Annotated in this window: 13 protein-coding genes; 6 read left to right on the forward strand and 7 right to left on the reverse strand. The window is 58.1% G+C overall.

The annotated features are described in order from the left end of the window. Window positions 1–9 precede the first annotated feature (9 nt). Window positions 10–1,338 carry a dihydroorotase gene (locus tag L1P08_RS07430; protein WP_303619364.1) on the reverse strand — a complete coding sequence of 443 codons (1,329 nt, stop codon included), beginning with the start codon at window positions 1,336–1,338 and terminating at the stop codon, window positions 10–12. Between the two features lie 80 nt (window positions 1,339–1,418). Here L1P08_RS07430 and ygfZ point away from each other — a divergent pair, with 80 nt between their 5' ends. The 3 genes from ygfZ (at window position 1,419) to L1P08_RS07445 (ending at window position 3,619) form a co-directional block, all read left to right on the forward strand. After that, entirely contained in the window at window positions 1,419–2,249 is an 831-nt protein-coding gene (gene ygfZ, locus L1P08_RS07435) for a CAF17-like 4Fe-4S cluster assembly/insertion protein YgfZ (protein WP_303619365.1), read from the forward strand. A gap of 23 nt (window positions 2,250–2,272) precedes the next feature. After that, the gene (locus L1P08_RS07440) at window positions 2,273–2,884 is read left to right on the forward strand and encodes an HD domain-containing protein (RefSeq protein ID WP_303619366.1); all 612 of its coding nucleotides are present in this window, start codon (window positions 2,273–2,275) and stop codon (window positions 2,882–2,884) included. A 120-nt stretch (window positions 2,885–3,004) separates the two neighbouring features. Next, on the forward strand, window positions 3,005–3,619 hold the full coding sequence (locus L1P08_RS07445; protein WP_303619367.1) for a hypothetical protein: 615 nt from the start codon (window positions 3,005–3,007) through the stop codon (window positions 3,617–3,619). A 68-nt stretch (window positions 3,620–3,687) separates the two neighbouring features. Here L1P08_RS07445 and L1P08_RS07450 read toward each other — a convergent pair whose 3' ends face one another. Together L1P08_RS07450 and L1P08_RS07455 are read right to left on the reverse strand one after the other, a co-directional pair. Continuing rightward, window positions 3,688–4,761: a cell wall hydrolase gene (locus L1P08_RS07450; protein ID WP_303619368.1), complete on the reverse strand. Its 1,074-nt coding sequence runs from the start codon at window positions 4,759–4,761 to the stop codon at window positions 3,688–3,690. A 176-nt stretch (window positions 4,762–4,937) separates the two neighbouring features. Then, on the reverse strand, window positions 4,938–7,235 hold the full coding sequence (locus L1P08_RS07455) for a putative PEP-binding protein (RefSeq protein WP_303619369.1): 2,298 nt from the start codon (window positions 7,233–7,235) through the stop codon (window positions 4,938–4,940). A 100-nt stretch (window positions 7,236–7,335) separates the two neighbouring features. Here L1P08_RS07455 and ispH point away from each other — a divergent pair, with 100 nt between their 5' ends. The 3 genes from ispH (at window position 7,336) to L1P08_RS07470 (ending at window position 9,342) form a co-directional block, all read left to right on the forward strand. Beyond that, on the forward strand, window positions 7,336–8,295 hold the full coding sequence (gene ispH, locus L1P08_RS07460) for a 4-hydroxy-3-methylbut-2-enyl diphosphate reductase (protein ID WP_303619370.1): 960 nt from the start codon (window positions 7,336–7,338) through the stop codon (window positions 8,293–8,295). A gap of 73 nt (window positions 8,296–8,368) precedes the next feature. Beyond that, window positions 8,369–8,845 carry a ribonuclease HI gene (rnhA, locus tag L1P08_RS07465; RefSeq protein WP_303619371.1) on the forward strand — a complete coding sequence of 159 codons (477 nt, stop codon included), beginning with the start codon at window positions 8,369–8,371 and terminating at the stop codon, window positions 8,843–8,845. 2 nt (window positions 8,846–8,847) lie between these two features. Next, on the forward strand, window positions 8,848–9,342 hold the full coding sequence (locus tag L1P08_RS07470) for a HugZ family pyridoxamine 5'-phosphate oxidase (RefSeq protein WP_303619372.1): 495 nt from the start codon (window positions 8,848–8,850) through the stop codon (window positions 9,340–9,342). A gap of 66 nt (window positions 9,343–9,408) precedes the next feature. Here the strand turns inward: L1P08_RS07470 and L1P08_RS07475 are convergent, their stop codons facing one another. From L1P08_RS07475 to L1P08_RS07490, 4 genes are all read right to left on the reverse strand, one after another. Continuing rightward, window positions 9,409–10,794, reverse strand: a complete 1,386-nt coding sequence (locus tag L1P08_RS07475) for an MATE family efflux transporter (RefSeq protein WP_303619373.1) — start codon at window positions 10,792–10,794, stop codon at window positions 9,409–9,411. A 226-nt stretch (window positions 10,795–11,020) separates the two neighbouring features. Continuing rightward, window positions 11,021–12,175, reverse strand: a complete 1,155-nt coding sequence (locus L1P08_RS07480; RefSeq protein ID WP_303619374.1) for an acyltransferase family protein — start codon at window positions 12,173–12,175, stop codon at window positions 11,021–11,023. A gap of 114 nt (window positions 12,176–12,289) precedes the next feature. Beyond that, a complete protein-coding gene (locus tag L1P08_RS07485; RefSeq protein ID WP_303619375.1) occupies window positions 12,290–14,224 on the reverse strand; it encodes a DUF2207 domain-containing protein in 1,935 nt (644 codons plus the stop codon). Further along, a complete protein-coding gene (locus L1P08_RS07490; protein WP_303619376.1) occupies window positions 14,208–14,771 on the reverse strand; it encodes a LemA family protein in 564 nt (187 codons plus the stop codon). The genes L1P08_RS07485 and L1P08_RS07490 overlap by 17 nt, the downstream gene beginning before the upstream one ends. Window positions 14,772–14,879: the final 108 nt, after the last annotated feature.

Consider the following 14,879-nt stretch of genomic DNA (forward strand, 5'->3'; position numbering starts at 1 on the left):
TGGCCGGTTTTAACCGGCCAATGCCTCGAGAAAACGAATCGGCTGCCCTTGCGACGGGGTGATCAGCTCACCCTCCCACATGACCTTGTTGCCGCGCACAATCGTGCCAACCGGCCAGCCTGTGACGGAAACGCCGTCATAGGGCGTCCAGCCCGCCTTTGAGGCCACCCAGTCATTGGTGATGGTTTCGGTACGCTTCAGGTCCACAATCGTCAAATCGGCATCATAGCCCACCGCGACCCGGCCTTTCTGGGCAATCCCGAACAGGCGATTGGGGCCGTGACTGGTCATATCGACAAAGCGCTGCAAGCTCATGCGCCCGGCATTGACGTGGTCGAGCATGATCGGCACCAGCGTTTGCACCCCCGTCATGCCCGAGGGCGAGGCCGGATAGGATTGGGATTTTTCTTCCAGCGTATGCGGGGCATGGTCTGACCCCAGAATATCAGCGACGCCATTGTGCACACCGGCCCAGATACCTTCGCGATGCGCCTTGTCGCGCACGGGCGGGTTCATCTGCACCAGCGTGCCAAGATTTGTGTAACCGGTCTCATCCAGCGTCAGGTGGTGCGGGGTGACTTCGGTGCTCGCCACATCCTTGTGGTCTGCCAGATAGATCATTTCGTCGGCTGTCGAGATATGCAGCACATGAATGCGCTTGCCCGTCTTGTGGGCCAGATTGACCAGACGTTTGGTGCACATCAGCGCCGCTTCGGTATCGCGCCAGACCGGATGCGAGGATGGATCACCCTCAACCCGCAGGGGCTTACGGTCGTCGAGCCTATATTCGTCTTCGGAATGGAAAGCGGCGCGGCGTGAGATCGCGCGGAGGATATTTTCCACCCCGTCATCATCGGCGACCAGCAGCGAACCGGTGGATGAGCCCATAAACACCTTGATCCCGGCGCAACCAAGGCGCTGTTCCATTTTCGGCAATAGATCGAGATTGTCGTGGGTGCCGCCAAAGTAAAACGCGAAATCGCAATGCATGCGATTGGTCGCGGCGGCGATCTTGGCGTCAAAAGCCTCTTCAGTCACGGTCAGCGGGTTGGTATTGGGCATTTCGAACACGCCGGTGACGCCGCCCATCACGGCGGAGCGCGATCCCGATTCGAGATCTTCCTTATGGGTGAGGCCCGGTTCGCGGAAATGCACCTGGGTATCGATGACGCCGGGCAGGATATGCAGGCCGGTGCAATCGACCGTTTCGGCTGCGTCATCCGACGAAAGATTACCAATGGCGGTTATTTTGCCATTTGTTACGCCAATGTCTGTTTTGCCCTCTCCATCGTGATTGACAAGTGTACCATGCTTGAAAATCAGGTCGTAGCGGGCCATGTGCGTATCTCGCCTGTTGAATTGCTGTTCAGGCGGGTTTAGCGGATCGCTCATAGACACTGCAAGGCGAAGAGGTTGGAATGCCGGTTTTATCTCGAAATAATCGTGTGGCTTTGCGGATTTCCGGGGTCGATGCCCCGCGATTGCTCAATGATGTACTGACAGCGGATTTTCGGGCCGAGCCCGAAGCCGTTTGCTGGTGGGCGTTATTGTCGCCCCAGGGCAAGATACAGGCCGAGGGGCTGGCCGGGTGGCATGAAGAGGCATTCTGGCTCGATGTGCCAACTGTCGCCGCTGACGCGTTTTTGAAACGCATGAAGCTCTATCGTTTGCGGGCCAAGGTCGAATTTGAGGACTTGCGCGAAAGCCATGTGGTCGGCTGGAGCGCTGTGCCCCCTGCCGAGGGAATTGTTGTCCGGGATCCGCGTCATGCGCAGATGGGCTTTCGGGTGATCGCACCCACAGAATCCGCTGCCGACTGGGAGAGCGATGAAGACTTCGTCCGCACCCGCACGGCCCTGGGCATTGCTGAGATGGGCGACGATTTTGCTATCGACACCACTTTCCCGCACGATATCGGCATGGATTTTCTCTCCGGCGTCGATTTTGCCAAGGGCTGTTATGTGGGGCAGGAAGTTGTTTCCCGCATGAAACATCGTGGCACCGCGAGGCGACGCCCGGTGATCGTTTCCGGTATTGCGGCAGAAGCCGGGGCAGCAGTTGTTGCAAGCGGCAAGGAGGCCGGGGTGACCGGGCGGGTTGTTGATGGACAGGCCGTCGCCGTGCTCAGGCTCGACCGGATTGCAGACCCGCTGGCGGTGACCATTGATGACAATCCTGTGACTATTGCCCTGCCAGACTGGGCCGGTTACGGTTTTGGAGATTCGGGCAAATCGTCTGAAGACGCCTAGTTTTATTCGAGCAGGAACTCCTCATGGCGCGCGCGCAACAACGGGCATGGCAACGCATGCTGTCGGGCCGACGGCTCGACCTGCTCGACCCCTCACCCATGGATGTGGAATTAAGTGACATTGCGCACGGGCTGGCGCGCGTGGCGCGCTGGAACGGCCAAACCCGGGGCGATTATGCCTTTTCCGTCGCCCAGCATTCAGTGCTGGTGATGGAGATCTTTCGCGCCACGGCACCGGATGCAGAGCCTCAAATGCTGCTTTATGCGCTTTTGCATGACGCCTCCGAATATGTGATGGGCGACATCATCTCCCCCTTCAAGGCGGCCATGGGCGGCAATTACAAGGATGTGGAGACCCGGTTGCTTGGCGCAATCCATGTCCGGTTTTCCCTGCCCGCCGCACCGCCGGCTGCGCTGACCAAGGCGATCAAGCAGGCCGACCGGCAGGCTGCATTTTTCGAGGCAACCAACCTTGCCGGCTTCGATGTTGACGAGGCCCGGCGGTTGTTCGGCGAACCCGTTGTTGCCGGTTTTGACATTGATGGTTTTGACCGGCTGATCCGTCCCTGGCCCACCCAGGAGGCGCATGACCGGTTCACGGCTGCCTATCACGACGTGGCGCCCGAACTGATTTAACCTGATATAAATAATCCGCATTTTTTGGCGTTAAGTTTAACGCGCATTCTGCTTTGCAATCCGCCTGCATATGGTTGATGCTTCGTTAACGAAGTGTCCCATTATGGTGGAGCGACAATCATGCGTTTTTCAGTAACCGGTCTAGCCCTGGGGCTTACCTGCGTTGCCGCGCTTGCCGCGCCGGTTGTGCCCGAAGCATGGGTGCCTGATATTGCATTTGCGCCGACCGGCCGTGCCGTGCCCGAGCTTGTGGCGGAAGGCCAGCGGGCCGCTGGCAGCCTTCTTGTCTCCGTCGCAAGGGCGGATGAACCAGAGGCGCCCCCCATCGATTTTTCGAAACTGGTACGCATCAAGGGCCAGGATCACGAACTCACCATTGCCCCTTATGTGTCGACGGACGTGCTCTCGCACAGCCGGGTCCGCAAGATCGGCTATGGCCGGATTTCCGAGGTGTCGATTTCGACGACCGCGAGCGGGGTTTATTCAACCGACGGGCTGGCTTCGCCGCATGTGCTTTATCCGGGTATCGAGATCAACCCTGTGCCGACCGCTTCGCAAATGGTCGCGGGTGCGCTCGGCATGTTCTGGAAAACGGGCGCTGGCTGGGTGGCATTGCCGATCAATGCCGGCAAGAAAACCACCACCAGCTTTGGCCGCATCAACGGGCATGGACACTATATCGCGGGCCGGGGCACGACCTGTGTTCAGGGCCCAGGTTACGTCAGCTGCAGCTGACAACAACTGAAAACGGGGCTTTCCTAAATTAAGGAAAACTCCGTATATTCAGATATCTACAGAGGTTTCTAACTGTTCTTGAAACGGTAGAACCGGTGCAAACCGATTGCTGTGACGCGTGTCATGCGCGGGGCCCATCGCGGCGAAACATAGGTCGCGTGATAGTGGGTCGCATTGGCGACTTCGGTCAGATAGATCGACCCGTTTGTCACCTTCTCGGCAATATCTTCAGCCTGCGCCCATGACTTCTTGTCGTTGACGCGTTCCGGAATACCATCGCAGGCGAAGGAGAACTGGCAGGCATTGCGCCGCGACTGGTTCTGATAAACCACACCGCAAATTGTATTGGGATAGAGCTTGTGGTTGACGCGGTTCATGACCACCTGCGCCACGGCCACCTGACCGCGATAGGATTCGCCACGAGCTTCAAAATAGATCGCTGTCGCCAGACATGACAGCTGCTTGTCCGAAACCTTCCGGCTAACTGGTGTCTTGAATTCAGTCACCGGCGTGTTGGCGCGGGCATAGGCCAGACGTTCCGGAATGCTGATTGGCAATGGCTGTCCCAGGTCATCGTCGGAACCGTCCACCGCTGCAATCGCGCTCAGCGCCGCAGAGGTCAATTTCGGATCGATAGCCGCGATTGACATGCGCGGCCCTTCTTCTTCAACAGGTTCGGCTGAAGCGAAGTCCGATTGCATGCCCGGCATCGGAATGAGGGCATCATCGCGCAAAGCGGCAAGACGCAGGCGCGCTTCCTCAAAGCCGGTCGAAATTGTCAGGCCATCTTCGGCGGGACGTTTGCGCGCCGATTTTGCTGCCCGGTTGGGACCGGAGAAGGCATGGCCACCGAACAGACCAGCGACAGAACCGGTGATGATGAGATCTTCGCCGGTGCGCGTCAGGCTGGGGGCCGAAGACAAAGTCGCGATATTAACCTTGATTTCCGGGTCCGGACTTTTGGCCGCGCCGGTGGAGTTGATCAGCAAGATAGCTGCCAGCGCAATAGCGGTAACGCCCTTGCAAGCCGTGTGAACACCTCGCGGCGTTCCGGTTTTACGCTTGTATTTGCCCGCGTTTCCGGAAGGCGAACGGGTGTCCACTTCGCCGGGAGACGCCAGGGGCCGATGGGTTCGGGCCATAAGGTACGCTTTTCACTACTCAACAACACGCGCCGGCTCACACCCCGTAATCCGGCAAGTCAATTATGGGAAATTAACGTTGACGTGGGGTAAACAACTTAAATGCGACTGAAATCGGAGCCGCAAAGCGGCCATTTCCGGGCATATTTTGCCAAAAATGGCCGCTTTTATTGTGGCTAGTTTTGCTGTTGGGCCTGCGCGAGGGCCAAACGCGCCACCGGAACCCGGTAGGGTGAGCAACTGATATAGTCGACACCAAGCCCGGCAAAGAAGCGGATGGACGCCGGGTCGCCCGCATGCTCCCCGCAGATACCAATCTTGAGATTGGGGTTGGCCGTACGGCCACGTTCGATGGCGATCTTGATGAGTTCACCCACACCGCGCTGATCGATGGTTGTAAACGGATCCTCGTCGTAAAGCCCCTTGCGCTTGTAGCTGGCCAGAAACGCGGGTGCGTCATCGCGGGAGATGCCATAGGTGGTCTGTGTCAGATCATTGGTGCCGAACGAGAAGAAATCGACCATTGGCGCAATGTCGCCGGCGCGCAACGCTGCGCGGGGCAGTTCGATCATGGTGCCGAAGCGATAATCGACAGGTTGGGACATGGCCAGTTTGTCGCGCTTGGTAATGGCAGCCACTTCATTGCGCAGCCAGTTCACTTCGCGCGATGAGGTCACAAAGGGCACCATGATTTCAAGATCAACAGGTTCACCCGTATCTCCGGCAGCCGCGCGCGCGCCGGCCAGCAAGGCATGTACCTGCATTTCCAGAACCTCAGGATAAGTGATCGCCAAACGGCAACCCCTGTGGCCCAGCATGGGATTGACCTCGGCCAGGCGCTCCAGCCGTTGCCGCAAAGCCCGGACCTGCAACCCGAGGGAGGAAGCGGTTTCCTCGATATCCTCATCACTGCGCGGCAGGAACTCGTGCAAGGGGGGATCGAACAAACGGACATTGACCGGCTTGCCCTGCATGATTTTGAACAAGGCGGCATAATCACCGCTTTGGTAGTCGACGAGGCCTTTCAGGGCCGCCGCCCGGTCGTTTTCATTCTCTGACAGGATCAGGCGGCGCAGGGCCACCATGCGTTCCGGGGTAAAAAACATATGCTCGGAACGTGCAAGACCAATACCCTCGGCGCCAAAACTGAGCGCGGTCTTGGCGGAATCAACGCTTTCCACATTGGTGCGCACGGCAATGGTCCGGCTGCCGTCGGACCAGTTGAGCAGGTTGCCAATCGCACCGCCGATATGCGGCTGAGACAATGGCAAAGCCCCGGCAAATATGGTGCCGTCGGTGCCATCAATGGTGATCTGTTGCCCGGCGCGTAATTCCGTATCGCCAATGCGGCAGGTCATTTCCACCGGATCGACCTGCATGGCGCGCACACCGGCAACGCAGGCCTTGCCCGATACACGGGCGATGATGGCGGCATGCGAGTTCTGGCCACCGCGTGCGGTGAGAATCCCGGTCGCAGCCTTCATGCCATCAATATCAGCCGGGCCGGTCTCAACCGCCACCAGAATGCAGTGCTTGCCACGCGCCTTGACGCGGGAAGCATCGTCAGCGGTGAAGACAATCATGCCGCTGGCCGCTCCCGGCGACACGCCAATGCCGGTCGCCAGTGGTTGCCGGTCACCATCGGCGACAAGCCTTGGGTGCAGTAGTTGCGGCAAGCGTTCAGCCTCGACACGCATCACCGCCTCGCGTGGGGACCAGAAGCCGCGCTCGACCCGATCCACCGCAGCTTCAAGGTCGGCGGCAGCACTTGCGGCGCTGGGGCGGGCAGAAACCAGGGTGGCCTTGCCGTTATTGACCGCGACCAGACAGGTCATATGCGCGCCAGCGACCCGGTCGATGGCCAAGGCAATCTCGCTCACATTGGCGGGGAGCGCCGGCAGGCGTGCGCCTGCGACAGGCGCCGGGCCTATTGCACCCGTCTGCAGGTCGCGGCTGGAGAAATCGAGAAAGCTGCCTTCGGCCATGGCCTGGACAATAATAATCTGCTGTTCGCGGCGCACCTGCTCGCGCACATTGGTCCAAACGGGCTCATCGGAGGCATAGGAGGCGAAAGCTTCATTGATCGCACGCCCCAAAGGCCGCGCGGGATCCACCGAATCTTCCGGTCTGGTGGGCGAGACAATGCCCGTACGGGCGCGCATCAGGCCGGGGCTGTGATGCGGGGCAGATGTCCGCACGGCCAATAGCGGCATCGGCTCATCACGCCCCACCAGCTTGAAAAGTGTTGCAATCCAGGCGGTGCGCAATCGGGCATCGTCGGTTTTGCGCTCTTCCTGCAGGGCATTCCACGCTGCCCGGGTGAGACATATCGTTGGCACCACGGGCTGACCCGCCTCATTGACGGCAGAAACCCACCGGGCTTTGCCCACCAGAAGGTGCCGTTGCTCACCCGTCAGGCTGGCTTCGCCGAAAGCTGGTGCTATCGCAAACATTTGCTGGGCGGCCGTTGCCATGTCATCCCCTTGCCAAATCGCTACGGTCATCATGCATCATAGGGTAATGTGACCGCAACAAGACTTGACTTGCCGCCCCCCAGAAAGCATCTGAATAGACATGGACACATTGCCTCAGCTTGAGATCATCCTTTGCGCCCCGCGCGGCTTTTGCGCCGGGGTCGACCGCGCCATCCAGATTGTCGAGCTTGCGCTCGAGAAATATGGTGCGCCCGTTTATGTGCGTCATGAAATCGTGCACAACAAATATGTGGTGGACGGGTTGAAGGCCAAGGGTGCGGTTTTTGTCGAGGAACTCGACGAAATACCCGATACCGAGGCCCCTGTTGTATTTTCGGCCCACGGTGTTCCCAAAAGCGTGCCGCTTGATGCCAGCGCCCGCAAAATGTTCTTTCTCGATGCTACCTGCCCGCTCGTCTCCAAAGTCCATGTGGAGGCGGAGCGGCATCACGCAGCGGGGCATGAAATCGTTCTGATCGGACACAAGGGGCATCCCGAAGTGGTGGGCACGATGGGGCAATTGCCTCAAGGGGCTATCAGCCTTGTTGAAACCGTCGCCGATGCCGAAGCTTTTGAACCGCGCGACCCCGCCAATCTGGCCTTTGTCACCCAGACCACTTTGTCGGTAGATGACACGGCGGAAATCGTCGGCGTGTTGCAGCGGCGTTTCCCCCAGGTGACCGGACCGCACAAGGAAGACATCTGCTATGCAACCACCAACCGGCAAGAGGCCGTGAAGCAGGTGGCGCCCGAGGTTGATGCGATGATTGTGGTTGGGGCACCCAATTCTTCCAACTCAATGCGACTGGTGGAAGTGGCCGAGCGTTCCGGCTGCGCCAAATCGGCGCTGGTTCAGCGTGCCTCGGAGATCGACTGGTCCCTGTTCTCGGGCATCAAGCGCCTGGGCATTACCGCCGGAGCGTCGGCACCTGAAGCGCTGGTCGATGAAATTATCGACGCCTTTGCGGCACACTATAAAATCTCTGTGTCGAGCCGGGTGACCGCGCGCGAGAACATCGCCTTCAACGTGCCAAAGGCATTGCGGGTCCCGGCAAGCTGATGTCCTTTGGCCATCGGCACTAACACCACGAAATCAACGCCAAAATTTTATAAATGACGATACGGGGACTGGCATGGCTGACAGTGTAACCATTCACACAGACGGTGCCTGCTCAGGCAATCCCGGTCCCGGCGGCTGGGGGGCGGTGCTGCAATATAACGGCCATATCAAGGAGTTGAAGGGCGGCGAAGCGCTGACCACCAACAACCGGATGGAGTTGACGGCGGCTATTGAAGCCCTAACCTCACTCAAACGGGCCTGCACTGTCGAGCTGCATACCGACAGTAAATATGTGAAGGACGGATTGACCGGCTGGATCCATGGCTGGAAGAAAAACGGCTGGCGCACGGCCGCCAAGAAGCCGGTGAAAAACGCGGAACTCTGGCAGGCGCTGGACGCCGCTGTGCAGCGCCACAAGATCAACTGGCACTGGGTCAAAGGTCATGCGGGTGACGAAATGAACGAGCGCGCCGACCAATTGGCCAATGAAGGCATGGCCCCGTTCAAGAAAAACGGCAAAGCCCCCGATCCGTTGATGCCGCCTGTCTGAGCATGGCAAAAGATAGCCCCAAAGAGGTTCTGCAACCGGTCGACGATGCCGTGCGCGCTGAGGTGCGCCGCATGATTGCCGAGGCGCGGCACGCGGCATTGGCGACCCTGCAGCCAGGCAGCGGCCACCCTTTGGTCAGCCGGGTTGGTCTGGCAACACTTGAAGATGGCGCACCACTGATCTTTGTCTCGGCGCTTGCGGCCCATACTGGTGCGTTGCTGGCTGATGCACGCTGTTCGCTGCTGGTTGGCATGCCGGGCAAGGGCGATCCGCTGGCGCATCCGCGTGTCAGCATTTTATGCAAAGCCGCTATCATGGAAAACGGGCCGGATATGGCCGTTGCGCGTGCGCGCTACCTCGCCGCGCATCCAAAAGCAAAACTCTATATTGACCTGCCCGACTTCCGCTTCTTCAAGCTGATGCCGCTTGAGGCCAGCTTTAACGGCGGGTTCGGGCGTGCCTCCCGGCTTACCAGCGCAGATTTACTCAGCGATTGATGGACAAACCCCCTCGGGAGGTGGGCACGGCGGACTTTCTGCCGACCGCGCCCACCAAACCATGGATCAGGCCGTTTTCGCGAACAGGCCCCAGCGCAATTGCCGCCTGTGAGCCGCGTGACCGAGGACCATAAACGTCAATGCCAATAACAACAGTTCCGACCCGGGCCCGGCCCACCAAATGCCGGCCTCACCTACGAACCGGGGCATGACGACCATTAACGGGATCATGAAGACATAGTATTTGGCGAGACTGAGGATCGCTGCCCGCCCCGCATCGCCAATGGCCTGGAAATATCCAGCAATCATCATCATCGGTCCGGCGACGCAGTATACTGCAACCATGACAGGCATGATCCGGCCAACCTCACCGATCACCGCACCGTCTTTGACGAACAGACTGGCAATCGCCTGCGGGAACAGGATCAGTACAGCCTGCACTATTGCGCAATAGAGAAACGCCAGCAGCAGTGCCAGGCGCAGGCTGGTGTTTGACCGCTGCCAAAGCCCGGCACCGTAATTATTGCCAATGATCGATTGCATGGCCATGGAAAGTCCCAGCAAGGGCAAAAACGTAAAGGTCATGATCCGTGTGACAATGCCATAGGCGGCAACCGTATCATCGTAACCGGGGTTACCGATCAGCTGAAGCATTGTCAGGATGGTGCCCGAGACCAGAGCCAGACCGATAAAGCTGATGCTTTGCGGCGCGCCCAGGGCGAATATGCGTCGCCAGTAAGCCGTGGGGGCATGATGCCCCAGCCCCGACAGGCGAAGCACCGTTTTACCCTTCAGGCGCAACCCGACAATAATTGTGAGCGCCAAAGTCTGCGCCAGAACAGTACCATAGGCTGAGCCGGCGACACCGAGTCCGGCCCAGACGATCAATATGTAGTTGAAGGCGATATTGGCCGTTGAAACCAGAATGCTCATGACAGCCATCACCCCTATCAGGCCTTCATTGCGCAAGGCATCGGCGTGCAGTGTCAGCATGAACATGACCGGCGAGGCAAAGACAATAATTGCCAAATAGACATGCCCCATTTCGGCAATCGACACGACACCATTCGCGGCCAGCAAAGTCACCTGCCACCCTCCAAACGCGAACAGCAAGATCAACCCGAGACTGATGGTCAGTGCGAGGCCATGCGCACCGGCGAACACCGCATGCGCACCACTGACCGCCCCAGCGCCGAGGCGCCGGGCGAGAAGGCTCGACATGCCGGAGCCCACAAGCGTGGCGAGGGCTGTAATCAGTATGTAAACAGGAAAGGTAAGCGTGACTGCGGTTAGCGCCGCGGGCCCGACAAAACTGCCCAGAAACACGGCATCAACAACGGTCAAAAGCCCGTTCAAACTCATCATGAAAATGATGGGCAGAGCGGTTTTTGCGAAAATGGCACCCAAGGGGCCATGCGTAAAACGATTGGGGGTGGCGGTATCTGACGACATCCCGAACTCCTCATTTCAAGCATTCCGATTTGAAGGATGGGGCTCGCATTGCCATCCACACGAAACGCGTGGAGGTTGATCTGGATAGGGTCAAATCAGAACTTCACCAAACATAATGTCTGCGAGCGGCTGGCGTCTGAAACCTTTGAGGTGATATCTCGCGGTCAAGAACGGGTCAATTGGTTTCCAGACAAGAGCGGGACAAAACGAAATAGCCCTGTCAGGGCTACGGCAATTTCGCCCAGGTGTTTTGTGCAGGCACATTGTCTATGTCGCCTCCTCTACCCTTGCGCGTTATTCGCGCACCGAGACGTATCATGGGGCGTTCCACCACCGCATGGAGGGCCGCGGCGAAGAGCACGACGGTAATCACATAAATCGCGATTTGTACTGGTGCATAGACGACCTCTAGCCGCTTGTAGAGGTCAATGAAAATGGGATGGCAAATATAGATGCCAAATGACCATGCACCCATCAATTGAAACATGGGCAGGCGCAACAGACGCGAGACTATGCCTGCCTCGTATGCGTAGATAAAGATCAGGCCCGCGCCGTAGACGGGTGCAAGATATTGTGTCCAGCTCGCCCAACCAGAGAATACATAGGTCCAGATGATCAGCACAATCAGCCCAACCTCCAACAGGGTTGCGAACCTGAGTGACCTGATGCGCTGATAGGCCAGATAGCACAGCACGCCAGTTGAGAAGCCAATAAACCCACGCAGCACGCCGAAGGTGACAAACCCGAATGTGGCATAATGCACATTCATGAATGACGGTGAAAAGCTGACGATTATCAAACCGGGCAGTGAGATGCTGCAAATGAGCAGCGTGAGGAGCCAGCGAAGACGAAACCTGACCAGAGCGACGGCACTGAAAAACACCAAGCCAAGCCAGATCTCCACCGACAAGGTCCAGGCGATACCGATGGCCGTTTGCCCGCCCCAGCCTTGCGGCAGGCCGGGCATAATTCCCGTATTTTGTAACAGCAAGGCCACATTGGCTAACACCGCCAGTGGGACAGGCGCCCATTGAAAGCCGCGCAGAGCCAATCCCAGCATTGCGGAAATCAGGGCAACGACAAGATATCCAGGGAATATGCGAAAAACGCGCCGCACAGCAAACTGGCCGATCCATTCAGAAATGCGATTGCCGCGAAATATCGAGTTGGCGATCACGAACCCTGACAGAATAAAGAATACATCAACAGCCAAGATGAAAGAGAGGGGCAGGCTGTCGTTGTTACCCGTCCAGTAGGCGAGATGCCCAAGAGCAACAAGAAGCGCAAGCAAGCCGCGCGACGCGTCGAGTACGGCAAACCTTTTCCCCGGAGGGGATGCAACCCGGTCGGTCGGTGGCTGTTTTGCGATGACCAAAATCAAAATTTCTTTTGCTGAAAATTTTAATATTCAGGGATCTCTATTACTGCATACCTGTTTCAGTTTCCTGAACAGTGTAGTCATAATTTTTTTGCGACCAGGGGGACCGGACGTGGCCTACCAGCCACCGCCGCCACCGCCGCCGCTGCCGCCGCCCGAGCTGCCGCCGCCACTAGACCCTGAGGACGAGGATGATACCGGTTGCGCGGCAATCATGGCGGCGCTCATGCCACTGCTGATGCCTGCCAGATCGCGGCCGATACTGGCGCTGGAGAAGTTGCGGCCATGATACCAATGCGGCTGATAATCGGATTTCCGACCGGCATCTGCGTGGCGTTGCAGCTCTTTCTCGAAATGATCGGCCCAGGGTTTTTCTACACCCAGTGCAATGGCATAGGGCAGAATGGCCTCGAAGCGCGCCGGGGTGAGTTCCGGCTCACCCACCATGTTCAGGCGCTCTTTTTCGGCGGTTTCCAGATACATCCGGAAACCTTCTATCTGGTCCATAACCTTGCGGCCCTGGACGGTTGGGGCGCGCATGATGCTGGCGAAAATAATACTCATCACCACGATTACGCTTACTACGAAACCGGGGAGCAGGTCGTGGATGCTGGCGAGAAGGACCTCGATGAAATCGCCGTTTTGCAGAGCGATTACAAATAGATAACCTGCAATTGCAGCGAGGGCGACCCTGATGAGGGTGTTGGGCCAGCTGCCGGCACTGCCCAAATTCACCAGCATGGCCAGAAGCCCGCCGATGAAGACGGAAACGAGCAGCGTGAGCAGCAGCCATTCGAAGGCGATGGCGCCGGTGAGGAGCATAATTCCCAACCCTGCCAATGACATAACGATGCCAAGCGCGGTCTCGCCAACATTGTTGCGGAAGTAGGATTCGCGATTTTCCAGCTCAACGGCGCTGGTAAAGTCGCCGCGCAAGCTGGCCAGTTGCGGCCCGGTGGTCTTGTCTACGGTGACGCTGCCGCGGTGGACAATAAAGTTTAAAATGACGGTTTCGCCAGCTGATGGAAGGGCCTCTTTATGGGCAATACCAGTACTTATAAAAGTGGTTTTCTTACCCATTGTTTCGATGTTGATCAGGCCCTTGACGGCGAGGCTGACGAGCGCGGCTGTAAAAGCCTGCCAACCGCTCCAGCCCATGTTGGCGACATAATGGGTCAGGCCCGGCGAAAACCCTTCGGGCGGGTAGAAAAGTGGAATGATTGTGCCTTTGGCCGGATCGCGGCCGACGCGCAGCCATGCGCGCATGTAATAGCCGAACAGAACCAGGAAGACGGCGAGCGGCACGATAATCTCGCGATTATCGGAAATGAAGTAGAGCGCCTTTGTGCTGATGTCCGGTTCATCCAGAATGCCCTTTTGAAACCCGACGGCGACGCTCAGCCCTTCGCGCTCCGCGAGTCGGCGGGTGGCCTGAAATTCGACGATGTTGTCGGCGGTCTTGATGGTTGCAACCGCACGATCAGTGCTGCCGAATGCGCCGGTATAGCCCGCTGTTCGTGCGATGACAGCGCCTTCGGGCAAGGTGATTTTGGCTGTGGCGCGCTCGATGGGGAAGTCCCAGTAATTGCCCGTTGCATTCCAGAAGATCTCGTCCGCGTCATCATATGCGCGCCCGACACGGGTCATGGTGTAATGCAGGGTGTAGGTATGAACGCCATTGCGCAAATACACATCGGCATCGCCGATACGGATCCGGACACCGCGCTCTATTGATTCCATCTCGTAAGGCTCGGACGCGCCATTGCGGCGCACCTCGACCACCTCAAGGCTTGAGCGAATTTGCCTGCCGTCATCCAGCCGCAGCACGGTCGGGATATCGCGGAAAATGCCCCGGCGGATTTCATAACCCTCCGCATTCACCGCGATAGTTTCGACGACATCGACCGATCCATCTGTGTGCAAGGTCACATCAGAATCGAACAGCCGGATGGTTTCCGCCGCCACGGCTGGCAGCGCCAAACCGATTGCGAGAATGACAGTGAGAACAGCGGCGGCAAAAACCCGCGTCAGTTGCCTAGTTGAAACTGACATCGGGTACCGCACGGTCAGCTTCGTTCTCGAGCTCGAAATATTCCTTCTTGGTGAAGCCAAATGTATTGGCGACAATATTGGAGGGAACACTTTCGACGGCTACGTTGAGATTGCGGACCGCGCCATTGTAATAACGACGCGACATCTGGATTTCGTCTTCGACGGTCTGCAACGCGCCCTGGAATTCCAGAAATGTCGTATTTGCTTTCAGATCGGGGTAATCCTCGGCCACAGCAATCAACTTGCCGAGCGCGCCGGACAATATGCCCTCAAGGCGTCCGCGCTCCTCTGGACCGGCATTGGCTGCCCCCTGCACCGCGGCGCGGGCGTTGGTTACCGCCTCAAGCGTCTCGCGCTCATGGCTCATATAGCCTTTGACCGTCTCCAGCATGTTGGGAATCAGGTCAGCGCGGCGCTTGAGCTGAACATCGATGCCTGACCATCCCTCTTCGGCCAGCTGCCGGTGCTTGACCAGGTTATTGTAGATGACAATCGCGTAGCCAATGATGGCTATAATGATGATGAGAAAGATCAAACCGGCGTCCATAGCGTCTCGTCCTTGTTGAACCCATGCACAGGCGCCGAAGGCGATTGGCGCGTCCTTTGAATAATTTGCCACCAATGTGCGCCTTGCACAACTTAGCTTTTTGTCACG

The organism is Mariluticola halotolerans (genome assembly GCF_021611515.1).
Taxonomy (GTDB): Bacteria; Pseudomonadota; Alphaproteobacteria; order Rhizobiales; family Devosiaceae; genus Mariluticola; species Mariluticola halotolerans.